Consider the following 26,467-nt stretch of genomic DNA (forward strand, 5'->3'; position numbering starts at 1 on the left):
GATGCTCTTTATCATACAATACAAATATCAATAGACAAAGAGGATTATTTCGATGGAATCAATCGGAAATATCGATTGAAAAGAGGGATGATAAATGGAAATAAAACAGTTAATTACATTTAAAGTAGCGGCACATACTTTGAACTTTACACAAACTGCGCAGAAATTAAACTTTGCTCAATCGAGCGTGACAGCGCAAATTAAAACGTTAGAAGCTGAGCTTGGTACACCGTTATTTGAAAGGTTAGGAAAACGTCTTTTCTTAACTGAAGCAGGTAGGAAGTTTCAACTATATGCCGACAAGATGATTGCACTCAGTAACGAAGCGAAAATGGCTGTGAAAGATGATGAAGAAATAGCAGGTACGTTAATAATTGGTGCACAAGAAAGTCAATGTACATACAGACTGCCTTCTATATTAAAGAGGTTTAAAATACAATTCCCAAAAATAAAACTTATATTTAAACCAGCACATTCCAATAAAGATGCGAAGGAACAATTGATGGAGGGAAAAGTAGATCTTGCATTTATTTTGGATGAGTGTAAAACAGAAGATGTTTTACATGTGGAACCACTTATGAAAGAAGAATTAAAAGTAGTAGCTGCTCCAGGGCATCGTTTACTTGAACAATCTTCAGTTTCTATAAAAGATTTAGAGAGTGAAACACTTTTACTAACAGAATTAGGCTGCTCGTATCGGACTTTATTTGAAGAGCTATTTCGCGGGGAAGATGTATATCCAGCAAATAAAATTGAGTTTGTTAGTGTTGAAGCAATTAAACAATGTGTTATTGCAGATTTAGGCATAGCCGTTTTACCAGCAATAGTAGTAGAAAAAGATATACGAGAGGGGACGATAAAAGAGTTACATTTAGAAAATACAATCTCTCCGATTTATACGCAAATCGCTTGGCATAAAGACAAATGGATGACAGTGCCACTGCAGCAATTTATTGATGTAACGAGGGGATTTTTTACAACGGATTAAGTGGAGAAATATTTATTTTATATAAAAGAAACAATGGCAATTTTGTATAAAGAACCGATGCTTGAATATAACAAGTATCGGTTCTTTTATGTTTTAAATAAAGGATGCTATAAAATTTGTATTTCTCAACTTTTTTTCTTACAAGGATAAGTAAAGCCCTTCGTATATTCCAATAATCATAAGGGAATTTACAACATTTATTCGTTTCTGTAAGATGCATCTAGGAAGCGTGAAAGGAGGGCTTACATAGCAGTATAGGTTGTCTTTAGTATATATAATCATTTTGAGGGGGAATTTAAAATGTTTAAAAAGTTAATGAAAGTATGCGTGTTAAGTGCGGCAAGTATAGGTGTATTATTTAGTTTCCAAGGAAGTACATTTGCAGCTACTGATTTAAGCAGTTATTATGACGGGAAAAATCCAGCAACAACGAAAGTATACGGGGGAAGTACGACGTGTGATGCAGATGGATTTAATGCAAAGTCTACAGCAGTTTATGAAGGTAGTAAAAAAGTAGGAACAGTGTATTTACGTTACAGTAATAAATGTCATGCAGCATGGTCTAAGCTTGTTTTAGATCAACCAGCTCCTTCTGTTTCTGGAGGGGTATATGCTTACGCTGTTATTAATAAATATAAAAATGGTGTATTCCAAAAATCAGTAGACTCTAATAGTGGCAATGGAGCAATAAAAACAGGACAAACGAGTACGTATACAGGAATGGTGTTTGATTTAACTGCTGATTTTGGTTATACAGCTGATGCCGAAGCGGTGACGATTAATAACGGCTACGGGAAAACTGGACGTTATTAATAAAGGAGTGGAATTCTATGAAGCTTTTTAAAAAGGTAAGCGCATGTCTTTGTCTGGCATTGCTCATCGTAACTAGTGTGTTTAGTACGACCAACAATGATAAAGCATACGCAGAAGACCATTCATATGATGGGAAAAGTCCTTATTATAATAGCTGTGATCAATCCGCAGTAACGAAAGAAAAGAAGTGGATTGATTCAAATTCTTATGTAGAATTAAAATTTAGCACGACATGTAAGACAGCATGGGCGAAAGTTACTGTAACTCGCCTGGCAATTTATAATAATGAAGCTGATGCAAGGATTGTTAGAAAAACAGATGGAAAGGCATACACTTGCGGAAGTGCTGGAGGAAATGGTGTTGTAAATAAAGGGCAAACATCATGCTATACGCCAATGGTATATGATTTAGATCCAAGAAAGGCACAAGCACAAGGGAAACATGCCATTCCGAATAGTGATGCATATAATTATGCGGAGACTATTTGGTATTGATACGATTATACACGTTTTAAGAGCTGTTATTTGATATAAAAAAAGAAAGAGCCTTACTGCATTTTATTGTGGTAAGGTTCTTTAAAATTGTTTAATAGATTAAGTACATCCATTTACAAAGGTCTGTCTATATAATCGCTTTTAAGTATGGCCATAATAATTTCATCTGAGTATGTATCGTTATAAAATAAAGATTGACGTAAGGTTCCTTCTTTTACAAAACCAACTTTTTCATAAGCTTTAATTCCGCGTAAATTATGGCTAAATACTTCTAACTGTAAACGATTTAATGATAGTTGTTCAAAAGCAAAACTTAAAACTATTTTAATAGCTTCAGTTCCATAGCCTTGTCCTGTTAATGCTATTGAAATCATTGATATTCTGAATCCTGCTCTTTTGTTCTCCTCATCGATATCTAAAATCGACAACTCTCCAATCATCTCGTCAGTACTTTGTAAACAAATAGCGAAATCATAGCGACTTGAATCATTATTTATATGATCTATATGTTTTGTAATTTGCTCCAATGAAAAAGTGGACTTAGTTCCAGTCATATATCTTATTTCATCATCCATTGTACTTTCTAATATAATAGGAGCATCTAGCTGACAAAGAGGCCTTAAATAAATTCTTTCGCTCTCTAATCTCATTATAATTTTCTCCTTTAGTTAGTAATTGAATGTATAAATACTTAAACTTTCTTCAATGAGTTACATAAAAAATATGAATCTTAATTCGATGTTACATGAATTTTATAATGGTATGGTATACCTAAAACAAATAATAAAAGTTTTATACACAACAAAATGTATCAACGAGTTTTTTGATCATACTATTATTCTTGCTGCTCATTCCGCTTTTAAATGAACACGAATGTATTAACTAAGGTCTGTATCAGGAGGAGTATATCCAAGGTGACGAGCCATAGATACAATTTGTCCTTTATGGTGAAATTCATGCGTCTCCGTATGAGTTAAAAGCCATAGCGGAGTTGTGCTCCAAGGTTCTTTTTGCCATTTCACTTCATTTGCTATATTTTCGAGCCAACGGTCATTGTATTCATCTAAAAAACGTTGTACAGTCTCATCTACTAACTTAAATCTAGCGCGAACTTTTTCCACATCTGCATGCTCAATTTCGTAATCGCTAGCAAATGAAAAATCTGCTCTTTTTTGCTTGAATGCGAATGATCCAAGCCAGTATCGATAGCAATCGGCTACATGAATATGAGTCTTTATAATGCTACCGCTTCCGAAATTAGAAACTGTGCTATGTAATTTTTCTACTGGGATTTCTTCCAAAAACGAAAATAGAGTTTCTCTTGTAGCACTAATAAGATTATATTGTTGTTTTAAAATATGTAACATGCAAGTACACTCCTCTTTTATTAACATAGTAAGTAATTCTATATTTACGAGGAGTGAACCTTTTTATTATTTTTAATAAGCATATTAGATGTATTTCTTATTTGTTTCTGATAGATTAAACAAGGTGAAACTTTAATAAGTTGAACATTCTTAGTTCATAATAAATTGTACATCAAGAAGGGGAACGATAAAATGAATAGACTAGTGGGTTTAAAACAATTTGAAATAACGCGCGGGGCGTTACTTAAATTTATGGAAACGTTAGATGATAAAACTGTGGATACGCAGCCAGAGGGTTTTAACAATACAATTCGTTGGCATATTGGACACGTGTTAACAGCAGCAGAGACTTTCATGTTCGGAAGAGAATTTAAACAATTGCCAACTGAATATCCAGGTATGTTTGGATATGGATCAAGACCATCTAAATGGACGACAGAAGGACCATCGTTAGAAGTGTTAACGGCTCAATTAAAAGAACAAGCAAAACGTATTAACGAAATTCCAGCAGAAGCATTTGAAAATAAACTGCCAGAGCCATTCCTAGGATTGGAAACAGTAGGGGAGCTTTACGGTATGATGCTTTATCATGAAGCTGATCATATTGGGCAAATGAAGGCGATGGAACGTATTATTAAAGCTCTTTAGTCTTAATTGCATATAACAAGCAATACAGTTGTAATGTTAAATAATATATACAAAAAAGGTAGATAAATTATTATCTACCTTTTTTGTATAACTTCTTGAAGGATTAGAGAATTTTATAATTTTTTATGTGGTGATTATTAATTATAGTATTCCTAAATATGGAATATACGTATAATGATAGAGAAGAACTAGAAATAGGGGTGAATACTATGATTACATTAGAGAAAAAGTTGGAGCAATATAAACATACATATGTACAGTTAAAGGGAGAACTAAAATGGAAAACGAGTGATTCTCGAACAGGAATGATGATTGCTGCTATGTATGCAGGTAGTGATAGATTGTTTGATCTCGGACGTTTTTTAGAAATTAGTAGTTATATTAAGAATCAGGTAGGGATGTTTTCATACTTAAAGTCTTATCATCGTTTTGTAGTGGCCGCAACATTAGATATTCACTTTACAGATTACAAGAAAGCTTTTCGGACGTTTTTAGATTTATATGAACAATTGGTCACTGGTGGCTTTAGCCGGAGTATATTTACTTATCTCGCAGCAGCTGTGCTTTTGACAGAAGAAGATGAACAGCATGGCGCGCACATTCAGCGTTCGATGCAAGTATATAAACGCATGAAAAAGGATCATCTCTTTCTTACAAGTACAAATGATTATCCGCTCGCAGTTTTATTAGCAGGACAATCAGAGCATGTAGAAACACTTATGGACCGAGTGGAACGTCTTTATCAGAAACTAGCGACAGCTGGTTTGCGTAAAGGGAATGATCTTCAATTCTTGAGTCATATTCTTTCATTAAAGAAGGAGGTCAGGGAAGAACTATTAGTTGCAAAATGCACAAATATATGGAATTTGTTAAAGCAAGAAAAGGTAAAAGTAAAACAGATGCATTACCCAGCTATCGGGCTACTAGCGTTACTCGAGGACGGAGAAAAAGAGATTCATTCTATTCGAGCATTTATTGAAAAATTGCAGGGGGATAAATTGTTCCGTTGGCATACAGATACAAATATTCTTATTGCTATTCAACTGTTCGTAAGTCAGAAAGGTGAGGAAAGTAAAGCTACCAACACAGGTTTACAAACAATGATAGAAGTCCTCATACAAGCACAACAGGCAGCCATGATGGCAACGATTGCTGCTTCATCTGCAGCAACATCTTCTGCTAGTAGTGGTTCATAATGTGCAACTGCTTATGCTCTTGTAAATTATAACTCCTTTGATAAGGTCGGTTTAAAAAATATTACTAAAAAAAGCCCATCACTCTCTAATGAGTGATGGGCTAATTGATTTTACATAATCAGCATTATCTTTTTGATTCCTTCAAATGTTTGAGCTGCGTGACAATCATAATGCTAATAACAACTAATAAAAACCATGAGCTAATTTTGCTTAAGTGAACGAGGTTCCATGCTTCCCGTTGATTTGGATATTGCCATGCACCGAAAAATGTTGCGATGTTCTCTGCAATCCAAATGAAAAATCCGATAAGGAAAAAGGAGAGAACGAGTGGTATTTTATATGTAACGCCTCGTAATGAAAATTCCACAAATGTCTGAAAGAAAACGATGAATAGAAGTAAAGTTAAGAACCATCTAAAATCGTATAGAAAATGATGCGTAAAAAAATTGAAGTAAATCATTGCTCCTAATGGCACGGTAAAAATAGCTTTCGGCCAATAATGCATTTGTAAATGCAACCTTCTCCACGCTTGGCATATGTAACTTGCGACACTTGCGTACATAAAGCCGCTGTAAAGCGGAACTCCAAAAATCTTTGAATACGCCTCTTCAGGATAACTCCATGAACCGAAATGAACTTTATATATTTCTAGTAAAAGGCCGATGAGGTGAAAGACAGTAATTACTTTTAATTCGTCTTTCGTCTCAAGTCCAGTCTTGTACATAATCCACTGCATAAGAAGACATGCGATGAGTATGAAATCATAGCGATATAACCCTGGAATAGAAACGATTTTTGAAAGGGCTAGTGTTAAGAAAATAACGACTGGGAATAAGCAAGATAATGCTTGCTCGTAAGTGAAGTGTAGTAGTTGTTTTATATAGAACATTGTGTCACCTTCGGAATTTTTATTAGAAAAATCAAAATAATTAATAAGTATACTACAATTTAAAAAATAATTCAGTAGTCTATTTTGCGTGTATTTGTAAGTCTTGGAAGGGAATTGTAATGAGTATTTTAATATTTAGCGAAGTGAAAAAATAGTTTGCTATTTAAAAAAAGTGGGGATATAATATCTAAATGAAAATGATAATTATTATCAATAATAATTACAAATAAAAAATAATTATAAAAAACAACTGAATATAAAGGATGAAATGAAACATGTTACATAAGTCTACTGTACATGCTGGTAGTAACCGCTGGATACATATTAAGTTCATATGTTTCATGAGCTTAACAATTTTATGTTTAATTGGATCTATATTTTTAGCCATTTCATTTGGTGCAAAGGATATTCATTTACAAACGGTGTGGGCAGCGGTTTTGAATTACGATCCGAAATTAACACAGCACCAAATTATTTATGAATTAAGGCTCCCGAGAGTAATTGGAGCAGCAGTTGTAGGGGCAGCTTTTGCGGTTGCTGGTGCTGTTATGCAAGGTGTAACACGAAACCCTTTAGCTGATGCAGGTGTACTCGGAATAAATGCAGGTGCGATGTTTGTAGTAGCACTTAGTTTTGCTTTTTTTCCGCATATGCCGTATTCCTATTTAATGATTGTTTCCTTTATTGGAGCAGTCTTAAGTACAGTACTTATTTTTGTTATTGGATCAGCAACATCAGGTGGGTTAACACCAATGAGGTTAACGATTGCTGGAGCTGTTATGGCAGCGCTTTTACATTCATTAAGTTCAGGTGTTGCGATTTATTATGATTTAAGCCAAGATTTAGCGTTTTGGTATGCTGGTGGTGTTGCAGGGGTTAAGTGGGAACACTTGAAATTTTTAGTCCCTATTATTCTTATAACGATTATTTTTGCAATAGTGTTAGGGAGATCTATTTCACTCATATCAATGGGGGATGATGTTGCTACAAATTTAGGAGTGAAAACGAACCGAACGAGAATACTAGGGATGATTATAGTAGTTATTCTGGCAGGTGTTTCTGTTTCAGCTGTTGGTTCTATTGGATTTGTAGGACTAGTTATCCCGCACATTGCTAGAAAATTAGTTGGTGTTAATTATAGACTCATTATTCCTATGTCAGCATTATTAGGAGCTATGTTATTAGTTGTAGCTGATTTAGGGGCAAGAACAGTAAATCCTCCTAAGGAACTTGCGATAGGGATTATGGTAGCTCTTGTTGGAGTTCCGTTCTTCCTCTATATAGCACGTAAAGTTGGGAGGGAGTTATAAGTGAAAGATCTTTTTAACACGGATAAAAAGAGAGCTATTACTGTAACTACAATCTTCGGATGTATAAGTATCGCTGTAATTTTAATTAGTTTAAATACAGGGACACTGAGTATAGCACCACTTAGAGTAATTGAAACACTTTTGGGTTATGGTGATTTTGAGAGTGCAACCGTGCTATATGATTATCGTATGCCAAGAATAATAATCACGATGTTAGCCGGTATTGGTCTTGGTATTTCCGGTGCGATTTTGCAAGGGTTATCACGTAATACACTTGCAGATCCTGGGATTTTAGGGTTGCATTCAGGTGCATCTTTCGGTCTTATCGTATTTGTTACTCTCTTTCATTCTATTAATGAGAGTGCATCCATTTTAATACCGTTATTTACATTTGGCGGAGGAGTATTAGCTGCATTTCTTATTATTTTACTTGCGAGTGATCGGTCAAAAGGTTTACTTCCCATTAGACTTATTCTCGTTGGTATTGCAGTTTCAGCTGGCTTTAGTGCAATTTCGTTATTTTTCTCTCTCAAGTTAAATGATGAGACGTATACATTCGCTTCTAGATGGCTAGTTGGTAACGTGTGGGGAAGGGATTGGATTCATGTCTTTGCATTATTACCTTGGATTTTCATACTAACCCCTTATGCGTGGCTAAAATCTAAAACGTTAAATGCATTGTCACTAGGTGATAGTGTAGCAGCAGGACTTGGTGTTTCTGTTCAAAAAGAACGGTTATTACTTTTAGCTACAGCGGTTGGATTATCTTGCACAAGTGTATCGATGGCAGGAGGAATTGGTTTTATCGGTTTAGTTGCTCCGCATATCGCAAGGAAGTTAGTAGGTACTACATATCAACACTTTCTTCCTTTAGCTGGCATTATCGGAATGATTATTTTAGTGCTAGCAGATACGATAGGTCGTTCTATATTTGAGCCAAACTCTATTCCGGCTGGTGTAGTAGTGGCAGCTTTAGGAGCACCGTATTTTCTTTATTTACTTACAAAAACAAAATAAATACTTCAAAGAGGAGAACATATGAAAAAGAAACTTACTATTTTATTTAGCATGATGTGTATTTTAGTATTAGCAGCATGTGGTCAAACGAAAGCTAATGAAGAGGCAACGAAAAAAACGGAAAAAAGTAATGATCCAAAAATTGCTTCAATGTCTATTCATTTAACAAATGATTTACTTGCATTAGGAATTACACCAGTAGGTTCTGTTATTGGTGGAGATTTAAAAGATTTCTTACCGCACGCTAAAGAGAAGTTGAAAGATACGAAGAAGCTTGGTGTTGTAACAGATCCGAATATGGAAGCGTTACTTCAATTAAAGCCAACTGACATTTATGTTGATGAAAAATATGCTGGTAAAGATGTAGCGAAATACGAAAAAATTGCAAAAACACATTCTTTCAATTTAGATGAAGGTACGTGGAGAGAGCATTTAAAACAAGTTGGTAAACTTGTAAACCGTGAGAAAGAAGCAGATAAATATATTCAAGATTACGAAGAGCAATCAAAACGAGTAAAAGGTTTAATAGATAAAGAGCTAGGTAATAACGAAAAAGTAATGGCAATTCGCGTTACTGCAAAAGAATTGCGTGTATTTAGTACGAAAAGACCGATGGGACCAATTTTATTCCAAGACTTAGAGTTACAGCCTGCAAATGGTGTAGAGAAAATTGATGGAAACCGCCCTTTCGAAGTCATTTCACAAGAAGTATTACCTGACTTTGATGCAGATGCGATTTTCGTTGTTGTAAATAGAGATGATAAAGCAAAAGCAGCATTTAAACAACTTCAAGAAACGCCAATTTGGAAAGACTTAAAAGCAGTTAAAGGCAAGCATGTATACATTATCAATGATCAACCATGGCTTGACTATTCTGCTTTAGGAAACAAAATGGCAATGGATGAAGCGGAGAAAATGTTTACGAAATAATATAGTTTTGTTATTAGGAAAGGCCCTCTAAATTTGAAGGGCCTTTCTATTATTGTTAGAATAAATAAAAAATTATACAATGAAGTTAATTCAATATGGAGGAGATGTGCCAATGTCAGTGCTTATTGTAAGTATCCCGTTTATGAAACAGTTTATGGAACAAGGGGATAAATAGGCTAAAATAAGTATCCCTGTTATTTAAAAGGGGGAGTTTGAAATGACAATGAATCTTTTTCGAAATAAAACGATTAAATTATCAGCTATGAGAGAAACAGATGCTGAAGTAATGGCTATGTGGCAAGAAGATAGTGAGTATTTAAGAAATGTTGATACAGATGTAGCATTCCCGCAATCTTTAAATGAAATAGCAAGTGATGGGTTATTAAAAGGACGGAGATCGAATAGTGTTTCTTTCATGGTAAGGACAGTTCAAGAAGATCGCTTAATTGGTTTTGTGGCGATTCATGGTATAGAGTGGAATAACAGAACAGGTTTATTAGCCATTGGTATAGGAGATGCGAATGATAGAGGAAAAGGATATGGGAAAGAAGCAATACATCTTATTCTAAAGTATGCTTTCTATGAATTGAATTTACACCGCATCGGTCTCGATGTTATTTCGTATAATAAACCTGCCATTGCATTGTATAAAAAGATGGGTTTTGAAATGGAAGGCTGTATGAGAGAAGCGGTTCAAAGAGATGGGAAGTGTTTTGACCGTATCATTATGGGGATATTGCGGGATGAATGGATAGAGCGGCAAGTTTAGAAAGTACATTCGAAATTATATATGTAGTATGCAGGAGATATAATGGTAATTGGCGAAAATTTACAGTGTGCTGATTGAATTTATAAGGAGTCATGCAAAATGAATTTAGAAAAGGAAAAACCAGTAAATGAAGAGGTCGCCGAATTAAAAGAACTTATTAAAGAGTTACACGGAAGTGTGCACCAACTTCAAAGTGAAGTGCAGCAACTAAGGCACGAAAGACCAGTTGTTGAAGTGAGAAAAGGTGTTCAATTATCACCAACAATTATTGGACAAATTGGTGGTATGATTTTAGGTGGTTTAGCAATTATCGGTATATTTTGGTGATGAAAAAAGGTTTGCAGCACGATGCTGCAAACCTTTTGTATTTGACGATATAATGTCATGCAATACAACTTTTACATTAAATAACGTAAATATATATAAGCATGTGATAACAAGAGTGCAACAATAGTTAATGGTAAACCAATTTTTAAGAAGTCCATATAAGAGAAGCCATGTCCTTCACGTTTTGCAATACCAGCAACGACTACGTTTGCAGATGCTCCGATTAGCGTTCCGTTTCCTCCTAAGCAAGCTCCAAGAGATAACGCCCACCATAGTACTTCGATTTGCGGAGAATCGACAGATAGTCCGAGTCCTGTAGCTAAGTCTTGAATAAGAGGGATCATCGTTGCGACAAATGGGATGTTGTCGATTGTTGCAGATGCGATGCCAGATACCCATAAAATAAGTATAGCCGCGAATCCGATGTCACCGTTTGTTACGTCGATTACTTCTTTTGCAAGTGAAGAGATAAGTCCGATATCAATTAACCCGCCAACGAGAACGAATAGTCCGGCGAAGAAGAAAATGGTTACCCATTCAACGTGGGCAAATACATCTTCAATATCATGTTCTTTCACGCCGATTAACATAAGAAGTGTAGCGCCTGTCATCGCTATAACGGCAGCGTCTACATGAATAATCGAATGAAGTACGAAGCCTAAAATAGTGAGTCCTAAAATCGAAATAGATTTTAAAAGGAGGCTTTGATCTTTAATGTAATCTTTTTCGTTTAATGCCATTAGTTTTTCGATTTGTTCAGGTGTTGTTTTTAGTTTGTTACGATACATGAAGTAAATAATGCCAAGTGTCACGATAGAAATAATAATTACGATTGGAGCTAAGTTAATTAAAAAGGCGTTAAAGTCTAAATGCTTGTTTGCTGATCCAATCATAATATTAGGTGGATCACCGATTAATGTTGCTGTTCCGCCTATATTTGAAAACAGCACTTCTGAAATCAAATAAGGTACAGAATTTACTTTTAAAATACGTGTAATGGATAATGTAACAGGAACGATTAATAAAACAGTCGTTACATTGTCCAAAAATGCTGATCCGACGGCAGTTAATAGGGATAGTAATAATAAAATGCGAATCGGTTTTCCGCCAGCTGCTTTTGCCGCTTTAATGGCCACAAATTCAAAGACGCCTGATTGACTCGTAATATGTACGAGAATCATCATCCCAATTAAAAGGGTAATCGTTTCCCATTGAATATGTGATGTGAAAGCAGTATGTAAATCTACAACTCCAAAAATAATCATAATAGCAGCACCGAATAGTGCGATTACAGCACGATTCAATTTCTCAGAAATAATAAATCCGTACGTGATTAAAAATACGGCAATTGCAAAATAATATTGCCAATTTGCTACTTCATGTGCTGACTGTTCCAATCATGTCACCTTCTTTAAATTATGTATTCAATTGTCGAAATGTATCTCGCTGCAATAATACGGGATAAAATATATTGTAGCAAATTCAAAAAAGAAAGAAAACTATTTAACAAAGTGAAGGAAAAAATGTATTTTTTACATATCATATAAAAAATATAAAAAACACAGTGCAAATTATTAGGAAAAGTGAGCGTTGTCCTCTAATATAGAGATAGCAATTTACATTATTTTTGCGTAAAATGGTTTAAAGAGGTGAATTCCGATGGAAATAGTAAAAGATAGTTCTCTTATTCAAAATGAAATTGAACGTTTTGTAAATAAAGATGTATATATTCATTTAGAAACGACAAACGGAGCGTATGCATCACACATAAATGAAAAGATGATGACAGTTGGTGCTTTCATTCGAAATGCGATTATCCGTTTTGAACGCGGGAAGATAACTGGAACAAATCCATACCGAGTTGGTCTGAAAATGGATCACGGTTGGGTATATGCTGAAGGTATTACGCACTGGGAAGTAGACGATCAAGAGCGTTTATTATTAGCTGGACATGATAATTTAGGTCGTCTAGCAGTTGCACTTGAGTTAAGCTTAACACCATTTAAGTAAGAAGGAGGGAAACTTATGGAGAGACATGTACTTGTTGTATTTCCGCATCCAGATGATGAAGCATATGCTGCGGGAGGAACAATTCGCTTATTAACAGATCAAGGAGTACCTGTAACATATGCATGTGGTACTCTAGGACAAATGGGACGTAACATGGGTAAGAACGTATTCGCTAACCGTGAAACGATTCCACATATCCGTAAGAAAGAATTGAAAGATGCTTGTGAAGCGATGGGTATTAAAGATTTAAGAATGCTTGGCTTCCATGATAAAACGTTAGAATTTGAAGATGTTGATTTCGTTGCTGACAAAATTGAAGCAATCATTCAAGAAGTAAATCCATCTCGAATTATTACATTTTATCCAGAGCACGGTGTACATCCAGATCATAATGCATTTGGCCGCGCTGTCGTTCGCGCTGTATCACGTATGCCAAAAGAAGAGCGCCCAGTTATTCATGCTGTTGCGATTACGAAAAATCGTGAAGCAGTATTAGGAGAACCGGATGTTGTAAATAACATTAGTGAAGTATTTGATCATAAATTAACTGCATTAGGTGCGCACCGTTCACAAACAGAAGCAATGCTTGAAGACACGCATGCAAAAATAAAAAACAAAGATGCAGCAACATTAAAATGGCTGCAACTTGAACAGTTTTGGACTTATAAATGGGAGTAGGCTAGAAGGATACCTTCTAGTTGCTCTTACATAGAAAAAGCGCCGTCACTTGTGATGGCGCTTTTTCTTGTTGAAGACTATACATTTTTTAGGGTGCTTCAAAATTTTTAAATTAACGTGCAGTATAGCCTCCATCAACAAGAAGTGTTGTACCGTTAACAAAACTAGCATCATCACTTGCTAAAAATAAGACAGCTTTAGCGACTTCTTCTGGTGTTCCAAGTCTGCCTTGCGGATGAAGTGAAGCTAAATATTCTTTCTGTTGAGGATTAACACTACCCAGTAAAGGGGTGTCAATATAACCAGGGCACACCGCATTAATACGTATTCCATATTTAGCGTAGGCAGTACATAAATTTTGAGTTAATAGTTTCACACCACCTTTTGCAGAGGAGTATGCTGTTGGGGTAGGTAATGAAACAAAACTATGAATCGAACCAGCGTTAACGATGACACCACCTGTACCTTGTTTAAGAAATTGTTCAATCGAATATTTATCAGAAAGGAATACCCCAGACAAATTAATATCAATAGTTCTTTTCCATTTTTCATAGGATAATTCGTTTGCCGGTGCATCATCAGCAACGCCGGCATTGGCATACATAATATCTAATTTACCGTATGTACTTACTGTCTCATGAATTAGCTGTTTAATATCTGCCTCTTTTGTTACATCAGTTTTAATAAATAACGTATTATATCCATGTGCATTCAATTCATCTGATAGTTCTTTTCCACGTTCAGAAAAGTCAGCAATAACTACTTTTGCACCTTCTTCGATAAAAAGACGAACAGTAGATTCGCCAATTCCACTTGCACCACCAGTTATGATTGCCACTTTGTCTTTTAATTTCATATAAACCTCTCCATTCATCAATGAATTTAAGTCGAATTTTTAAATCTTGTTACTAAACTATTAACCTTAAATAGTAAGTAGATAGAAGAAAAAGCTCGCGTTTACTTAATCGTGAGAGTGCTATTTTTTCTTTATCCCGCTATTTGCCAGGCAGTAAGACCCTCACCTCAAAATTCAGCGGAAGCAAAGACATTAGGTGAGGGCTAATAATCAGTGGGGGGGAACAGAACCCCCACTGATTAAAGTCTCACTTTATTGTACTTTTTGATACAGTGATGGGCGAAAATATTAATTTGGTCAATTTTATCATTAGATTGAATATTTGGTAAAGTATTCTCGAATAGAGTGAGTGCTGAAGCTAAACTACTGACCTACATAGGTATAACGAGGGGGATTTACATATAATTGCTCTTTTTTATTTTAGTAATTAACAAATTTTCAAACTTGCTGATGATGTAGTGGACTTAAATAAGTCACTTGTTTTTAAATTGAATCAAAAATAAAAACAGTAAAAATAAAACGTTTAATAATAATTATTTATTGAAAAACGATAAATAAAATGATATTATCAAATTGAAAATTAGTAAGAGAGGTGCTTTTTATAAAATGTAAAACGAATGTTATGTATTAAAAAGAAATTGATGTAAATTAGGAAAATTATATATTTTAATAGCGAAATAAAAAAAGGGAGTTAGAGCATGATTAATAAAACAGTAAAGAAAGTTATCTTGATTGCAGGTGGTTTGTATATTACATATTTAGTAGGTGTAGTTATTTTAGCGGAATCTATACCGTATCCTACATCTCAACAACTTAAAGAAGCCGAAAGAGTAGTTGAACGCTATGTAGGTGAAAATAATGGAGTGAAAATGATAAATACATCTAGTAGCTTCACGGCTGAGATGTTCGATCGGACAATTCAGATTGAAGGGAATTCAAAAGAGAATCCGGAACAAGTATATCGAATGGATTTAGATCAAGTTTCTAATGAAAGTGAAAAAATAACCGAAAAATCGATAAATACAGTTTGTAAATCAAATGATGGGGGAAAGAATTTTACTTGTGCTGATGCTGAATAGCTAAAAGTAGAATCCGTAGCAGCGGAGTAACAGTTGATAACCATTACTCTAGTTAAATAGGAAAAAGCCTCGCAGGGGGGCGAGGCTTTAAACAGGGTATTAAAAATTATCGATTCATTAAGAATAACTTCTATTGAATAAACTAATTTTAGCATGATAACTCATATATATGTGTTACGAATTTATGAACAAAAAATCAATAATAAGAATGTAGAAAAGATAATAATTTATTTAGAATTTGTATCATTACATAAAGTTTGAGTGGAGAAGAAATTATACTTTTGTATGGTGTAATAAAGATATAGTCCGCCTACAGAAATAGGCGGGCTATTTTTTATAAAGAAAAGACAACTTAAGGTAGAGATCTTGTTAAGAAATAGGATAAAAACAAGAATCTTTAAGAAGAGATAAGGTCGTTCAAAAGATAAAGGTATTGTATTTGAAACACGTTATTATTCGTGGATTAAGTTATATTTTTGATAAAAAATCTTTAAAAAGCATTATAATCCCTAGAAGAGATAAGACTTCAATTGAAAACCAAAATACACTTTTTTGAGGTTTTTTAAACTCCATTATTATGGAGAAAAATAAAAAGATAGCAATGAAAAAAATAATTAAGAGACGAAGTATATCAAACATCAATAGCACTCCTAATAGTTAATTTGTTTCACTATATAGTTATTTCCAATATTACAGAATTTAAGAAGTGACTTGTTAATATTAAAGCAAAAAGTTCTCAGAATCTATGAATTAAAAATAAAAAAATTTCGAACTACTGAGCACAGAGGGATTATATATTAATTAGTTTAGCAATTGAAAGAGTAATTTTTTAATCTTGTAAAAGTCCGATTGGTGAGGGCTGATTAAAGTTTCACTTTATTTGTTTTCTTTTTTATATAAAGCCTTAGAACTGGGATTTAGTAATGGTTTATAAGAAACATATATTTTGAATTATTTAATAGAATAATATATATTTATATTGATTTAGTGATTTTAGTTTGTTAAAAATGGGGAAATCGATATGAAGGTTAAATTTGCCGTAATAAAAGATGAGAGCTTTGATTGTAGTTTATTGGAAACAAAATTATTGAAAACTTTTAAAGAAGTAGATTGTGAAGCAGATATTGTAAAGGTTGAGGATGGAATTTTTGAAAACAATGATATACAAACGTATTTATCAGAAATAACCATTCATGTTACTGGAAAAAATATTGGATATAGATCCGTTTCAGCCAGTATATTTATTGTTCTAGAGAGTTTATCAATACAGCTATTTCGTATTCATATTAGTATACTTTAAGCAGTTCAAAAAGTGGCTTCTTCAGAAAATCATACTGATTATATGGAGTTGTAAATATGAAAACAATAGAAATTATCGTAGGTGCTCCCGAATAGTGGATTGCACCTTGTTTGTTGTTAAATAAACAAGGGATTCCTTTTCTAATTTTAATGTATCTCAGCGCTAATTTATAAATAGAAGAATGGAAACATGTGAGTAATTCAATTAGATTGTACAAAAATTTGGTATGCGGATATACGGAATGTATTCACAGGTAAGAGGGTTGTCTCATAATATATATAGATTTTTCTATTAAGATGAACAGAGGGTGTGAATAAATGGAAGATGTTTACGCTAAAATTGATAGTCTCAAGGCGGAGCAAAAAGAAATTATGAGAGACATTCGTAATTTAGAAACGCGTACCACTATTAATGAGAAAGACATAGCAACAATCAATAAGCAATTAGAAAAAATAAGTACAAACACAACTTGGATTTTGCGAATTATTATTAGTGCGATAATAATGTCAGTTTTAGGATTGATATTAAAAGGGATGATTTAAAAGAAAGAGGGGAGCTCCCTCTTTCTTTTATGTAAATGAGAAACTATAAATTTTCCGTTTCCTTTTCGTCTGCATACTTATCCTCTAAGGAAATTAATAGAGGGATTGATATAGTTACAAGAATGATTAAAGTGGTGATAAAAGATTTAGAAAGAGAAAAAGAACCTTCAATTAAAGGTGATAAAAACTTGAATAAGAGTATACTTGTTATTAAGGAAATTACTAAAAAGCTCAAAAGAGATATATTTTTATTCTTTATAGATGTCTCTATAAGGTCTTTAACACAGGTTATTATGACAAATATAGTTAATATGATAAGAGAAACAAAATAATGTGTTAAATTCGTCATACTAATAGTAGGGTCGTCTATTATGTAAGCAAGTAACTTAGATACTAATATTCCTCCAAACAATAAAATAATAAAAGCAAGTAATCCTTCCAATATATAAGTGCTCAAATTGTCTTTCTTGTTAAAGAGTTTATAGTTTAGAGTAGATTGGGTTATTTGAATTAGGAATAGGCTAATAATCCATACATAATATACAATTGGTAATTCTCCTGAGAATAGAGAAATTAGAAAGTTTACTACTGTCCTTAAAATTTCAATCATTACGAAAGTCCTCCTGTTTGTAAGCTTGTGACATTAAAATATGCTAGTCTATCGTTTAATAATTAAACTTACGAATTCAAACTATTTCTAATTATTTCATAAAAAGGTGGCTGCATCAAGTTATCTTTTTAACAATCCTCCAAGGCCGAGCGCTAGTAAAAGAAACGCAATATGTAATATAATTGAAAAAGTATATTTAAAAATCAATGTTAATATTACCCTCCTATAAGTATTAACATACGTAATTGAGGTGTTTTCTTTGTTGTTTTATGACCGGATTTCTATAATGGCCCCTCCTGTTCCGTAGCTAAGGAAAGTCTTTTTATTTCTGAGATTTTCAAAGTTATAGGAGGGTATGAAAAATGAAAAAAGTCTCAGTACCATCACTTTTGTTAATGATTATTCTTGTTGCATTTCCGCAAATTAGTGAAACGATTTACACACCGTCTTTACCGGACATTTCAAAGGCGTTACATGTAAGTAATAATGAGGTGCAGTTAACACTTAGTGTGTATTTTGCTGGATTTGCGTTAGGTGTATTTTTTATTGGGTGGTTATCAGATATAATTGGTCGTCGCCGAGCGATGTTACTTGGAATTGTCATATATGGCGCTGGGAGTTTCTTATGCTATATTGCAAATTCCATTGAAGTTTTATTGGTAAGTCGTTTTATTCAAGCGTTTGGAGCAAGTGCAGGATCCGTGGTTACACAAACGATTCTTCGTGAAAGTGTAGAAGGGCATAAGCGGCATGTTATGTTCGCTCAAATCTCGGCAGTCATTGCTTTTACACCAGCGATAGGACCGTTAATTGGGGGCTTTCTTGATCAAATGTTTGGTTTTAAAATAGTATTTTTAAGTTTAGTAGTTATGAGTGTCGGAATTTTTCTGTATACGTTTGTTTCTCTTCCCGAAACAAAGACGGGATCAGTAACGAATAAAATAAATGTGTTTTCAGTCTTGAAGAGGCTAATTACAAATCCGAAAGTGGTAACATATGGGCTATTAATTGGAGGAGCAAATGGTGTTTTATTTAGCTATTATGCAGAAGCGCCGTTTATCTTTATTGAATACTTTCAATTATCGCCTAGTATGTATGGATTTCTAGGAATTGTTGTTGCATCTGCTTCTATTGTTGGAGCGAAAATTTCAAAACGTTTACTTGCTACTTATAAACCAGAGAAAATTATATATATCGGTTGTCTCGTGATGACAGGGGGAGCTATCCTTTTATCTGTTATTACGTTTATTGGATCAAATCCGAATGTAATATATATGGTTGTATTTTTAATAGCAATGTTTATATTGTTATTAGGGATTGGAGTAGCGTTACCTAACTGTTTAAGTTTAGCGTTAGTAGATTTTCAAGATGTTATTGGTACAGCCGGAGCATTGTTTAGCTTAGGATACTATGTAATTGTAACGATGACAATTTTGGGGATGAGTCAGCTGCATACGGGCTCGTTACTGGTGATGCCACTTTATTTTCTGGCTATAGTAGTTATCATGATGGTGTTTACTAAAGTATTTATTCTAGGTAAACAAACTTCAAAAATGATTTAAATATGAAATGGTAAAAGGGTCTCATTTTTAATGAGACTCTTTTATATTTTGGCTGGGGTAAAGAAGTTAGTAGTTTATTAATATATTAAATTTCTCATTGGTATATAAATCGAATGTGTGGGAAATTACGTTATCAACTATAAAGGTTGAAGTATTTGACATATGAAACCGAGAAAGAAATGCTCTCCTCTGTTATTTATATTGTAATAATATACATGCCGGAATCATATTGAATAGATGTATTTTATTGTTAATTTAGTTAAAAATTAATCAGACTTATGTATAATAATTTATTGAAAAAATAATTGAATTTTTCAGATTAATGAATTAATATAAGGTAAGTAATTTTAAGATTTATAGAATATTGGAAGATGAAAGGTTTTGAGAATTTTATTAGGAGCACAAAACGATTTTAGGATAGCTTTAAAGCTAGTGTAAAATGACGTTTGCTTCATCATTTTCAGGGCCGAAAGGAATTAGGGGAAAGCATCTTGTGTTAAAATGCGGCTATGAATCATCTAAGAGGGGGAAGTGAAGTGGCAAACAAAGAATTGAAAAGAGGTTTAGAAGCACGTCATATTCAAATGATTGCTTTAGGCGGAACGATTGGTGTTGGTTTGTTTATGGGGTCAGCCAGCACAATTAAATGGACAGGTCCGTCAGTAATGCTTGCTTATGCAATTGCAGGTATTTTCATCTTCTTCATCATGCGTGCCATGGGAGAAATGTTGTATATGGAGCCAAGTACAGGCTCATTTGCGACATTCGGTCATAAGTATATTCATCCACTAGCTGGTTATATGACAGCGTGGAGTAACTGGTTCCAGTGGGTTATCGTTGGGATGTCAGAAATTATCGCGGTTGGAGCGTATATGCAATATTGGTTCCCAGATTTACCAGCTTGGATACCAGGTATAATTGCAATGGTTATTCTTGGTGCAGCTAACTTAATTTCTGTTAAGTCATTTGGTGAATTTGAATTTTGGTTTGCGATGATAAAAATCGTTACGATTCTATTAATGATTATTGCGGGATTTGGACTTATTTTCTTTGGAATTGGTAACGGCGGAGAAGCGATTGGTATATCAAATCTTTGGTCAAATGGCGGTTTCTTTACAGGTGGTTTTTCAGGATTCTTCTTTGCTTTATCACTTGTAGTTGGTGCATATCAAGGTGTGGAATTAATCGGTATTACTGCTGGTGAAGCGAAGGATCCGAAGAAGACACTTACAAGAGCGATTCAAAGTACAATTTGGCGTATTTTAATTTTCTATATTGGTGCTATTTTCGTTATTGTAACTGTGTATCCGTGGGATCAATTAAGTACAATTGGTAGTCCGTTCGTAGCAACTTTTGCGAAGGTTGGTATTACGGCAGCAGCTGGACTTATTAACTTTGTTGTTATTACAGCAGCAATGTCTGGTTGTAATAGTGGTATTTATAGTGCTGGTCGTATGCTTTATACGTTAGGTGTAAATGGACAAGCACCGAAATATTTTACGAAACTTTCTGGAAATGGTGTACCTTTATTTGGTACAGTTGGCGTAATTATCGGTCTGGCGGTTGGTGTTGTTTTAAGTTACATCGCACCGAAAAACTTATTCGTATATGTATATAGTGCGAGTGTACTTCCTGGTATGGTACCATGGTTTGTCATTTTAATTAGTCAAATTAATTTTAGAAAAGAAAAGGGAGCAGAGATGAAAGATCATCCGTTCAAAATGCCATTTGCTCCTGTAACAAACTATTTAACGATTGCCTTTTTAATTATGGTATTAATCGGAATGTGGTTTAACGATGATACTCGTATTTCATTAGTTGTAGGTATTATTTTCTTAGCTATCGTTACAATTAGTTTCTATGCTTTCGGAATAGGAAAGCGAGCTCCGTTAGACGTTCAAAATAATAAAGAGATTTCAAGTAAATAAAGAAAAGGCTGTTCATCTGGAACAGCCTTTTCTTATTGTTGTTATTTGTCGATAAATCGATATAATTTGATTTGTGATAGATATATTTGAAAAATCGTTGATATATTGTACGTTATGATAGATATATTTGAAAAATCGTTGATATATTGTACGTTATGATAGATATATTCGAAAAATCGTTAATATAATTTTACATACTATCTGTCACTATCATGATTAAAATTTCTCTAATACGATTTTCCCAATGGTGTGCCCGGTTTCAAGTAGTGCATGTACTTTCTTTAAGTTTTCAGCGTTAATCGGTGTTAATGTTTCATTTTTATGTAAGCTGTACTGATAGTCTAGAAGGAGTTTATTTCTAAAAAGAAGAATTTTTTACTGTATTACTTTATCTCAAACTAAATGTAAAGGTGGATACATAATGACAGTAAAGAAACTTTATTTCATCTCAGCAGGTCGTTGTATGTTGGATCATTCGTCTGTTAACAGTACGTTAACACCGGGAAAATTATTAAACTTGCCGGTATGGTGTTATCTTTTGGAGACAGAAGAAGGTCCTATTTTAGTAGATACAGGTATGCCAGAAAGTGCAGTTAATAATGAAGGGCTTTTTAACGGTACATTTGTTGAAGGGCAGATTTTACCGAAAATGACTGAAGAAGATAGGATCGTGAATATATTAAAGCGTGTAGGGTATGAGCCGGACGACCTTTTATATATTATTAGCTCTCACTTACATTTTGATCATGCAGGAGGAAACGGTGTTTTTACAAATACACCGATTATTGTGCAGCGAACGGAATATGAGGCAGCACTTCATAGAGAAGAATATATGAAAGAATGTATATTACCGCATTTGAACTACAAAATTATTGAAGGGGATTATGAAGTGGTACCAGGTGTTCAATTATTGTATACGCCAGGTCATTCTCCAGGCCATCAGTCGCTATTCATTGAGACGGAGCAATCCGGTTCAGTTTTATTAACGATTGATGCATCGTACACGAAAGAGAATTTTGAAGATGAAGTGCCGTTCGCAGGATTTGATCCAGAATTAGCTTTATCTTCAATTAAACGTTTAAAAGGAGTTGTGGCGAAAGAGAAACCAATTGTTTTCTTTGGTCATGATATAGAGCAGGAAAAGGGTTGTAGAGTGTTCCCTGAGTATATATAGTGCAAAAAGTCATGAGTTTGCGTGCTCATGACTTTTTCGTTTAAATAATTTTTTTAAATAAATTATAAACTTTTTTTGAACTATCTTCGTTTAACTGATAGTACGTAAGGTTTACATCATCAGGAGTATCTTGCTGAGCAATCATCACTTCGCTGCTGTGATGATCAACTATCCATATGAAATATTTTTTATAAGTTCCATCCTCGAAAGTAATCCACATATCACAATCTATTAAATCTGATCCTTCTTCATCCAATGTTAATTTGCCTTTTTTTGCGGTATTCATACTGTTAATAAATGTTTTTAATTCATCTGTTTTTGTGAGAAAGATATCCTGTTTTGTTTTAATTGATTCGACATGTATATCTTTTATTTCCTGTTTACCTAAAAAAACAGGAGGCTCATTTGGATCTCGCGAGCTTGAAATAATAGTAGCTTTCTTTTTCGGTTTATTTGCAGTATAGAGATCTTGAATAGATTTTCCCGAGTTTATAAACCATACAATTCCACAAATAATCAATACACTACCTAGCAATAAAATAATTTTTTTAATAAGATTTTCTCCTCTCTATTACTTCGTGTGAAGAGCTTTTCTATTAATATATGATAGGTAAGCGTAAAGTATTATAGTTGAACTTGGTTATGCTTCACAGTTTTTATCGGGCGATCTATGAGTAAATTGTAAGTGAGCCCAATTAATACGAAAATGCCACCGATAACTTTACCAATTGAGAGTTCATTTGTTAGGAAGAAATCAATAATAGTCCCCGCAAATAATTGTCCGATAAAGATGAGTAATGTTAAATAAAAGGCTGATATTTTAGGAGTAATATAGTTGGATAATGAAATAACGATAACGCCTACTAATCCGCCTAAGTATACGGCGATAGGAATAGATTGCAATTTATGAATAGGGATATACAATGAATCTGAACTGAAAATTAAAAATAACATAGAGAAAAATAATCCAGTAATATAATTGAAAAACGTGCCTTCCCAGTTTCCAATTTCCTTTGCTAAATTCGCGTTAATAATTCTAGCAATGACGATAGAAACACCAGCTAAAATAGCAATTGTAATATATAACATTTTCTTGCCCCCATTAATAAATTGTCATGATTATAATTCCAGAAGAGATGAAACATAATCCAATTAGTTTTTTCTTTTCAAACTTTGCAACTTTCATTCCTAATAAGCCGAAATGATCAATAACGATGGAAGCAATAGATTGACCGAGTAAACTTAATGCGATCGTAATAGAAGCACCAAGGACGGAGAAACTTATATTGTTAAAAAGAACAGTGAATACTCCAATCGCTCCAGCGCCATATAAAAAAAGTGGAATACTTTTATCGAAACGAATTTTATTTTTGTTTATGATTAAAATGAAGATAACTGCAATTAAACCGACAAGGTGAATGACCACGCTTGCTGTATACTTGCCAATTAACTCAGATAAAATCCCATTCAGTGGAAGCATAACGGCGATGAGCACACCAATAAACACAGAAAGAAAGTTATACAATGTAATATCCCCTTTGTATTTCATATTTGTAATGACTGTATCATGCTGAAATTGTGTATTACTATGACATATGTCATAGTGGAAGAAGAAAATTTTGATTACAATGGGGATGAGTTGTAAAGGTGGGGAACTATGAAGAAAGTATGTAATTCTATTAAATTAGCAGAGTATATGAAGAAAAATAATATTGATTCATTTTTTAGTCATGATATGAAGCCATATATGGAACTTATATTTTTTAAAAAGAATGAGTTTATTTGTAGAGAAAATGAAGAGATAGATTATTTATATTTCTTTGTTGAAGGAAAAGCGAAAGCGTTTAACACATTAAGTAACGGGAAATCCGTATTACTGTGTTTTTATGATAGTTTGCAGTTACTTGGAGATGTGGAGTTAATTCATTCCCAAAGGATTACTTCAAATGTACAAGTAATGGCAGATTCATATTGTGTTGGTTTACCATTAGGAAAAGTGAGAAATCAGCTATTTCATGATGCGAAATTTTTAAGATGTATTTGTGGATCGTTAGCACATAAGTTAAATCGACTTTCAAAAAATAGTACAATTAATTTATTGTATCCGCTTGAAAATAGACTTGCGAGTTACATGTTAGCAGCAGGGGAACGAGCAGTTCAGCATGAAAATAGAATTGTGTTTAGTGGGAATTTAACGGAAATAGCGGAATTGTTAGGAACGAGTTATCGACATTTATTACGTACTTTGAATCTCTTTTGTGATAAAAATATAATCAAGAAAAACAATGGTTGTTTTGAAGTAGTAAATGTAGAAGTTTTGAGGGAATTGGCTGCGGATGTTTATAAATAGGAGGAGAGTATAAATGATAACACCTATATTTAGAATTTTTGATATTGAAAAAGCAAAACTATTTTACTTAGGTTTTTTAGGATTTAAACTGGATTGGGAACATCGGTATGAGGAAAATATGCCATTATATTTGCAAATTTCGTTACAGGATGCTGTGATACATTTATCAGAACATCATGGTGATGCCTCACCAGGTGGTGCGATTCGAATCAAAATAGATGATGTAAAGGATTATCATTCTATATTATTAAGTAAAGAATATGCTTATTCGAAGCCGAATATAGAAAAAACACCTTGGGGTACAATTGAATTAACTGTAATTGATCCGTTTTCAAATAGAATTACACTGTACGAGGAAAAATTGTAGAAATGGAATGAAGAGTAGTTCATAGAGCAGTGAACTGCTCTTTTTTATTTTGAGTAGATATTGAATCATATAAAAAGAAAATGTTATGATTATGGAAACGTATGAATATATGAACAAGTATTCATATGTTTAAGAAGAGGAGGGATTAGAATGAAAGACCTAATTATTATTGGGGCGGGTCAAGCTGGATTAACAATGGGATATTACTTGAAGCAAGAAGGGTATAATTTTTTATTACTTGAGGCAGGAAAACAAGTTGGTGATTCATGGAGAAATCGATATGATTCTTTGCAGCTTTTTACCCCAAGGTCTTACAGTAGCTTGCCGGGTATGACGTTAATAGGTGAAAAAAATGAATTTCCATGTAAAGATGAAATTGCAACTTATTTAGAAGAATATGCCAGACATTTTCAATTACCGGTACAATTACAAACGGAAGTTCTAAAAATAAAGAAAGAAAAAGAAATATTTGAATTACATACTCCTACAGAAATTTTACAAACGAAAAAAGTTATTATCGCATCAGGTGGTTTTCAGCAACCATTTATTCCCTCAGTTTCAGCAAATCTATCATCACATATTTTGCAAATACATTCATCACAATATAAATCACCATCACAAATTCCTAAGGGAAAAGTACTAGTAGTAGGTGGTGGGAATTCAGGAATGCAAATTGCAGTAGAACTGGCAAAGACTCATGAAGTTACGGTGTCTATTAGTCATCCTTTAACGTTTTTACCGTTACAACTTTTTGGAAAAAGTATTTTTAATCTGCTAGAAAAAGTGGGTTTATTGTACGCTGAAATGAATACAAAGAGGGGAAGATGGTTTCAGAAAAGAAAGGACCCTATTTTCGGTTTTGAAGGTAAGAAACTTATTCGTAATGGAGCAATTAAACTGCAAGAAAAAGTAGTAAGTGCATCAGGAAATAACATTATGTTTCAGAATGGTGATACTTATAGTGCAGAAAGCGTTATATGGTCAACTGGTTTTGTACAAAATTATAATTGGATTGAAATTGAACAGGCAGTGAATGAGAAAGGATTTCCTAATCATATAAAGGGAATCAGTCCAGTAAAAGGATTGTATTATATCGGTTTACCATGGCAATCTCAAAGGGGTTCCGCACTTATTTGTGGTGTAGGAAAGGATGCAGCGTATGTACTTTCTGAAATCAAAAAAATAGATCAGTAGCAATAACTACTGATCATCCATATGTACATGAATTAGGAGAGGTCAAACATTTATTAACTTTATTATAAT

30 protein-coding genes are annotated in these 26,467 nt (G+C 33.6%); 21 read left to right on the forward strand and 9 right to left on the reverse strand.

Annotated features, from left to right (window positions below; genetic code table 11):
* The first annotated feature begins 94 nt into the window (after positions 1-94).
* The 3 genes from DN404_RS06780 (at position 95) to DN404_RS06790 (ending at position 2,295) form a co-directional block, all read left to right on the forward strand.
* The gene (locus DN404_RS06780) at positions 95-988 is read left to right on the forward strand and encodes a LysR family transcriptional regulator (RefSeq protein ID WP_086388731.1); all 894 of its coding nucleotides are present in this window, start codon (positions 95-97) and stop codon (positions 986-988) included.
* Between the two features lie 300 nt (positions 989-1,288).
* A complete protein-coding gene (locus DN404_RS06785) occupies positions 1,289-1,801 on the forward strand; it encodes a DUF2690 domain-containing protein (RefSeq protein WP_044307094.1) in 513 nt (170 codons plus the stop codon).
* 17 nt (positions 1,802-1,818) lie between these two features.
* Positions 1,819-2,295, forward strand: a complete 477-nt coding sequence (locus tag DN404_RS06790; RefSeq protein WP_016123103.1) for a DUF2690 domain-containing protein — start codon at positions 1,819-1,821, stop codon at positions 2,293-2,295.
* Between the two features lie 113 nt (positions 2,296-2,408).
* On the opposite strand, the gene DN404_RS06795 is transcribed toward DN404_RS06790, so the two are convergent.
* Together DN404_RS06795 and DN404_RS06800 are read right to left on the reverse strand one after the other, a co-directional pair.
* Entirely contained in the window at positions 2,409-2,945 is a 537-nt protein-coding gene (locus tag DN404_RS06795; RefSeq protein WP_086388730.1) for a GNAT family N-acetyltransferase, read from the reverse strand.
* Between the two features lie 228 nt (positions 2,946-3,173).
* Positions 3,174-3,662 (reverse strand): DinB family protein, encoded by a 489-nt coding sequence (locus DN404_RS06800; protein ID WP_006925360.1) that lies wholly within the window; start codon positions 3,660-3,662, stop codon positions 3,174-3,176.
* A gap of 192 nt (positions 3,663-3,854) precedes the next feature.
* Between DN404_RS06800 and DN404_RS06805 the strand changes: the two genes are divergently transcribed.
* Complete coding sequence (locus tag DN404_RS06805) at positions 3,855-4,310, forward strand: DinB family protein (protein WP_001081123.1); 456 nt, start codon at positions 3,855-3,857, stop codon at positions 4,308-4,310.
* 158 nt (positions 4,311-4,468) lie between these two features.
* Positions 4,469-5,506 (forward strand): DUF4003 domain-containing protein, encoded by a 1,038-nt coding sequence (locus tag DN404_RS06810; RefSeq protein ID WP_139849032.1) that lies wholly within the window; start codon positions 4,469-4,471, stop codon positions 5,504-5,506.
* Positions 5,507-5,630: 124 nt separating this feature from the next.
* On the opposite strand, the gene DN404_RS06815 is transcribed toward DN404_RS06810, so the two are convergent.
* On the reverse strand, positions 5,631-6,395 hold the full coding sequence (locus tag DN404_RS06815) for a DUF817 domain-containing protein (RefSeq protein WP_000499387.1): 765 nt from the start codon (positions 6,393-6,395) through the stop codon (positions 5,631-5,633).
* Positions 6,396-6,670: 275 nt separating this feature from the next.
* Here DN404_RS06815 and DN404_RS06820 point away from each other — a divergent pair, with 275 nt between their 5' ends.
* From DN404_RS06820 to DN404_RS06840, 5 genes are all read left to right on the forward strand, one after another.
* Entirely contained in the window at positions 6,671-7,705 is a 1,035-nt protein-coding gene (locus DN404_RS06820; RefSeq protein WP_088361995.1) for a FecCD family ABC transporter permease, read from the forward strand.
* Positions 7,706-8,722, forward strand: a complete 1,017-nt coding sequence (locus DN404_RS06825; RefSeq protein ID WP_049107846.1) for a FecCD family ABC transporter permease — start codon at positions 7,706-7,708, stop codon at positions 8,720-8,722. It begins immediately after the preceding gene.
* A 21-nt stretch (positions 8,723-8,743) separates the two neighbouring features.
* Positions 8,744-9,652, forward strand: a complete 909-nt coding sequence (locus tag DN404_RS06830; protein WP_000728217.1) for an iron-hydroxamate ABC transporter substrate-binding protein — start codon at positions 8,744-8,746, stop codon at positions 9,650-9,652.
* Positions 9,653-9,869: 217 nt separating this feature from the next.
* On the forward strand, positions 9,870-10,421 hold the full coding sequence (locus DN404_RS06835) for a GNAT family N-acetyltransferase (protein ID WP_000178508.1): 552 nt from the start codon (positions 9,870-9,872) through the stop codon (positions 10,419-10,421).
* Positions 10,422-10,520: 99 nt separating this feature from the next.
* Positions 10,521-10,748 carry a coiled-coil domain-containing protein gene (locus tag DN404_RS06840; protein ID WP_001047311.1) on the forward strand — a complete coding sequence of 76 codons (228 nt, stop codon included), beginning with the start codon at positions 10,521-10,523 and terminating at the stop codon, positions 10,746-10,748.
* Positions 10,749-10,819: 71 nt separating this feature from the next.
* Here DN404_RS06840 and DN404_RS06845 read toward each other — a convergent pair whose 3' ends face one another.
* Positions 10,820-12,145, reverse strand: a complete 1,326-nt coding sequence (locus DN404_RS06845) for an ArsB/NhaD family transporter (RefSeq protein ID WP_102956730.1) — start codon at positions 12,143-12,145, stop codon at positions 10,820-10,822.
* A gap of 262 nt (positions 12,146-12,407) precedes the next feature.
* Between DN404_RS06845 and DN404_RS06850 the strand changes: the two genes are divergently transcribed.
* A complete protein-coding gene (locus tag DN404_RS06850; protein WP_000407045.1) occupies positions 12,408-12,758 on the forward strand; it encodes a YojF family protein in 351 nt (116 codons plus the stop codon).
* Between the two features lie 15 nt (positions 12,759-12,773).
* The gene (gene bshB2, locus DN404_RS06855; protein ID WP_000439483.1) at positions 12,774-13,436 is read left to right on the forward strand and encodes a bacillithiol biosynthesis deacetylase BshB2; all 663 of its coding nucleotides are present in this window, start codon (positions 12,774-12,776) and stop codon (positions 13,434-13,436) included.
* Positions 13,437-13,548: 112 nt separating this feature from the next.
* Here bshB2 and DN404_RS06860 read toward each other — a convergent pair whose 3' ends face one another.
* On the reverse strand, positions 13,549-14,292 hold the full coding sequence (locus DN404_RS06860; protein ID WP_000768018.1) for an SDR family NAD(P)-dependent oxidoreductase: 744 nt from the start codon (positions 14,290-14,292) through the stop codon (positions 13,549-13,551).
* 698 nt (positions 14,293-14,990) lie between these two features.
* Between DN404_RS06860 and DN404_RS06865 the strand changes: the two genes are divergently transcribed.
* From DN404_RS06865 to DN404_RS06880, 3 genes are all read left to right on the forward strand, one after another.
* The gene (locus DN404_RS06865) at positions 14,991-15,371 is read left to right on the forward strand and encodes a hypothetical protein (protein ID WP_006925339.1); all 381 of its coding nucleotides are present in this window, start codon (positions 14,991-14,993) and stop codon (positions 15,369-15,371) included.
* Positions 15,372-16,392: 1,021 nt separating this feature from the next.
* Complete coding sequence (locus DN404_RS06875; RefSeq protein WP_000865019.1) at positions 16,393-16,671, forward strand: hypothetical protein; 279 nt, start codon at positions 16,393-16,395, stop codon at positions 16,669-16,671.
* A 317-nt stretch (positions 16,672-16,988) separates the two neighbouring features.
* Positions 16,989-17,213, forward strand: coding sequence for a hemolysin XhlA family protein (locus DN404_RS06880; RefSeq protein WP_000390462.1), 225 nt, complete (start codon positions 16,989-16,991; stop codon positions 17,211-17,213).
* 43 nt (positions 17,214-17,256) lie between these two features.
* Here the strand turns inward: DN404_RS06880 and DN404_RS06885 are convergent, their stop codons facing one another.
* Positions 17,257-17,823 (reverse strand): DUF5823 family protein, encoded by a 567-nt coding sequence (locus tag DN404_RS06885; protein ID WP_149214887.1) that lies wholly within the window; start codon positions 17,821-17,823, stop codon positions 17,257-17,259.
* 362 nt (positions 17,824-18,185) lie between these two features.
* Between DN404_RS06885 and DN404_RS06890 the strand changes: the two genes are divergently transcribed.
* From DN404_RS06890 to aiiA, 3 genes are all read left to right on the forward strand, one after another.
* Positions 18,186-19,385 carry a multidrug effflux MFS transporter gene (locus DN404_RS06890; RefSeq protein ID WP_006916449.1) on the forward strand — a complete coding sequence of 400 codons (1,200 nt, stop codon included), beginning with the start codon at positions 18,186-18,188 and terminating at the stop codon, positions 19,383-19,385.
* A 536-nt stretch (positions 19,386-19,921) separates the two neighbouring features.
* On the forward strand, positions 19,922-21,313 hold the full coding sequence (locus tag DN404_RS06895; RefSeq protein WP_001284404.1) for an amino acid permease: 1,392 nt from the start codon (positions 19,922-19,924) through the stop codon (positions 21,311-21,313).
* A 421-nt stretch (positions 21,314-21,734) separates the two neighbouring features.
* Positions 21,735-22,487: a quorum-quenching N-acyl homoserine lactonase AiiA gene (gene aiiA / locus DN404_RS06900; RefSeq protein WP_000216602.1), complete on the forward strand. Its 753-nt coding sequence runs from the start codon at positions 21,735-21,737 to the stop codon at positions 22,485-22,487.
* A 40-nt stretch (positions 22,488-22,527) separates the two neighbouring features.
* On the opposite strand, the gene DN404_RS06905 is transcribed toward aiiA, so the two are convergent.
* From DN404_RS06905 to DN404_RS06915, 3 genes are all read right to left on the reverse strand, one after another.
* Positions 22,528-23,022, reverse strand: a complete 495-nt coding sequence (locus tag DN404_RS06905) for a YhfM domain-containing protein (RefSeq protein ID WP_000901692.1) — start codon at positions 23,020-23,022, stop codon at positions 22,528-22,530.
* Between the two features lie 89 nt (positions 23,023-23,111).
* Positions 23,112-23,576 carry a DMT family transporter gene (locus DN404_RS06910; RefSeq protein WP_086388724.1) on the reverse strand — a complete coding sequence of 155 codons (465 nt, stop codon included), beginning with the start codon at positions 23,574-23,576 and terminating at the stop codon, positions 23,112-23,114.
* A 13-nt stretch (positions 23,577-23,589) separates the two neighbouring features.
* Positions 23,590-24,036, reverse strand: a complete 447-nt coding sequence (locus DN404_RS06915; RefSeq protein WP_140159212.1) for a DMT family transporter — start codon at positions 24,034-24,036, stop codon at positions 23,590-23,592.
* A 108-nt stretch (positions 24,037-24,144) separates the two neighbouring features.
* Between DN404_RS06915 and yeiL the strand changes: the two genes are divergently transcribed.
* From yeiL to DN404_RS06930, 3 genes are all read left to right on the forward strand, one after another.
* Positions 24,145-24,837: a transcriptional regulator YeiL gene (yeiL, locus tag DN404_RS06920; protein ID WP_074595571.1), complete on the forward strand. Its 693-nt coding sequence runs from the start codon at positions 24,145-24,147 to the stop codon at positions 24,835-24,837.
* A 13-nt stretch (positions 24,838-24,850) separates the two neighbouring features.
* Positions 24,851-25,204, forward strand: coding sequence for a glyoxalase superfamily protein (locus tag DN404_RS06925; RefSeq protein WP_086388722.1), 354 nt, complete (start codon positions 24,851-24,853; stop codon positions 25,202-25,204).
* Positions 25,205-25,354: 150 nt separating this feature from the next.
* Positions 25,355-26,398 carry a flavin-containing monooxygenase gene (locus DN404_RS06930; RefSeq protein ID WP_149214888.1) on the forward strand — a complete coding sequence of 348 codons (1,044 nt, stop codon included), beginning with the start codon at positions 25,355-25,357 and terminating at the stop codon, positions 26,396-26,398.
* Positions 26,399-26,467: the final 69 nt, after the last annotated feature.

The organism is Bacillus sp. TE8-1 (assembly GCF_008368855.1).
In the GTDB taxonomy this organism is placed as follows: domain Bacteria; phylum Bacillota; class Bacilli; order Bacillales; family Bacillaceae_G; genus Bacillus_A; species Bacillus_A cereus.

What these genes read in the sequence shown, in the direction of transcription:
- DN404_RS06915 (WP_140159212.1), bottom strand. Translation starts at nt 24,036, where the DNA reads ATGAAATACAAAGGGGATATTACATTGTATAACTTTCTTTCTGTGTTT.
- DN404_RS06815 (WP_000499387.1), bottom strand. Translation starts at nt 6,395, where the DNA reads ATGTTCTATATAAAACAACTACTACACTTCACTTACGAGCAAGCATTA.
- DN404_RS06890 (WP_006916449.1), top strand. Translation starts at nt 18,186, where the DNA reads ATGAAAAAAGTCTCAGTACCATCACTTTTGTTAATGATTATTCTTGTT.
- yeiL (WP_074595571.1), top strand. Translation starts at nt 24,145, where the DNA reads ATGAAGAAAGTATGTAATTCTATTAAATTAGCAGAGTATATGAAGAAA.
- DN404_RS06790 (WP_016123103.1), top strand. Translation starts at nt 1,819, where the DNA reads ATGAAGCTTTTTAAAAAGGTAAGCGCATGTCTTTGTCTGGCATTGCTC.
- DN404_RS06820 (WP_088361995.1), top strand. Translation starts at nt 6,671, where the DNA reads ATGTTACATAAGTCTACTGTACATGCTGGTAGTAACCGCTGGATACAT.
- DN404_RS06925 (WP_086388722.1), top strand. Translation starts at nt 24,851, where the DNA reads ATGATAACACCTATATTTAGAATTTTTGATATTGAAAAAGCAAAACTA.
- DN404_RS06865 (WP_006925339.1), top strand. Translation starts at nt 14,991, where the DNA reads ATGATTAATAAAACAGTAAAGAAAGTTATCTTGATTGCAGGTGGTTTG.
- DN404_RS06840 (WP_001047311.1), top strand. Translation starts at nt 10,521, where the DNA reads ATGAATTTAGAAAAGGAAAAACCAGTAAATGAAGAGGTCGCCGAATTA.
- DN404_RS06930 (WP_149214888.1), top strand. Translation starts at nt 25,355, where the DNA reads ATGAAAGACCTAATTATTATTGGGGCGGGTCAAGCTGGATTAACAATG.
- DN404_RS06880 (WP_000390462.1), top strand. Translation starts at nt 16,989, where the DNA reads ATGGAAGATGTTTACGCTAAAATTGATAGTCTCAAGGCGGAGCAAAAA.
- DN404_RS06780 (WP_086388731.1), top strand. Translation starts at nt 95, where the DNA reads ATGGAAATAAAACAGTTAATTACATTTAAAGTAGCGGCACATACTTTG.
- DN404_RS06850 (WP_000407045.1), top strand. Translation starts at nt 12,408, where the DNA reads ATGGAAATAGTAAAAGATAGTTCTCTTATTCAAAATGAAATTGAACGT.
- DN404_RS06910 (WP_086388724.1), bottom strand. Translation starts at nt 23,576, where the DNA reads ATGTTATATATTACAATTGCTATTTTAGCTGGTGTTTCTATCGTCATT.
- DN404_RS06785 (WP_044307094.1), top strand. Translation starts at nt 1,289, where the DNA reads ATGTTTAAAAAGTTAATGAAAGTATGCGTGTTAAGTGCGGCAAGTATA.
- DN404_RS06795 (WP_086388730.1), bottom strand. Translation starts at nt 2,945, where the DNA reads ATGAGATTAGAGAGCGAAAGAATTTATTTAAGGCCTCTTTGTCAGCTA.
- DN404_RS06805 (WP_001081123.1), top strand. Translation starts at nt 3,855, where the DNA reads ATGAATAGACTAGTGGGTTTAAAACAATTTGAAATAACGCGCGGGGCG.
- DN404_RS06875 (WP_000865019.1), top strand. Translation starts at nt 16,393, where the DNA reads ATGAAGGTTAAATTTGCCGTAATAAAAGATGAGAGCTTTGATTGTAGT.
- DN404_RS06810 (WP_139849032.1), top strand. Translation starts at nt 4,469, where the DNA reads ATGGAATATACGTATAATGATAGAGAAGAACTAGAAATAGGGGTGAAT.
- DN404_RS06835 (WP_000178508.1), top strand. Translation starts at nt 9,870, where the DNA reads ATGACAATGAATCTTTTTCGAAATAAAACGATTAAATTATCAGCTATG.
- DN404_RS06860 (WP_000768018.1), bottom strand. Translation starts at nt 14,292, where the DNA reads ATGAAATTAAAAGACAAAGTGGCAATCATAACTGGTGGTGCAAGTGGA.
- DN404_RS06800 (WP_006925360.1), bottom strand. Translation starts at nt 3,662, where the DNA reads ATGTTACATATTTTAAAACAACAATATAATCTTATTAGTGCTACAAGA.
- DN404_RS06885 (WP_149214887.1), bottom strand. Translation starts at nt 17,823, where the DNA reads ATGATTGAAATTTTAAGGACAGTAGTAAACTTTCTAATTTCTCTATTC.
- aiiA (WP_000216602.1), top strand. Translation starts at nt 21,735, where the DNA reads ATGACAGTAAAGAAACTTTATTTCATCTCAGCAGGTCGTTGTATGTTG.
- DN404_RS06830 (WP_000728217.1), top strand. Translation starts at nt 8,744, where the DNA reads ATGAAAAAGAAACTTACTATTTTATTTAGCATGATGTGTATTTTAGTA.
- bshB2 (WP_000439483.1), top strand. Translation starts at nt 12,774, where the DNA reads ATGGAGAGACATGTACTTGTTGTATTTCCGCATCCAGATGATGAAGCA.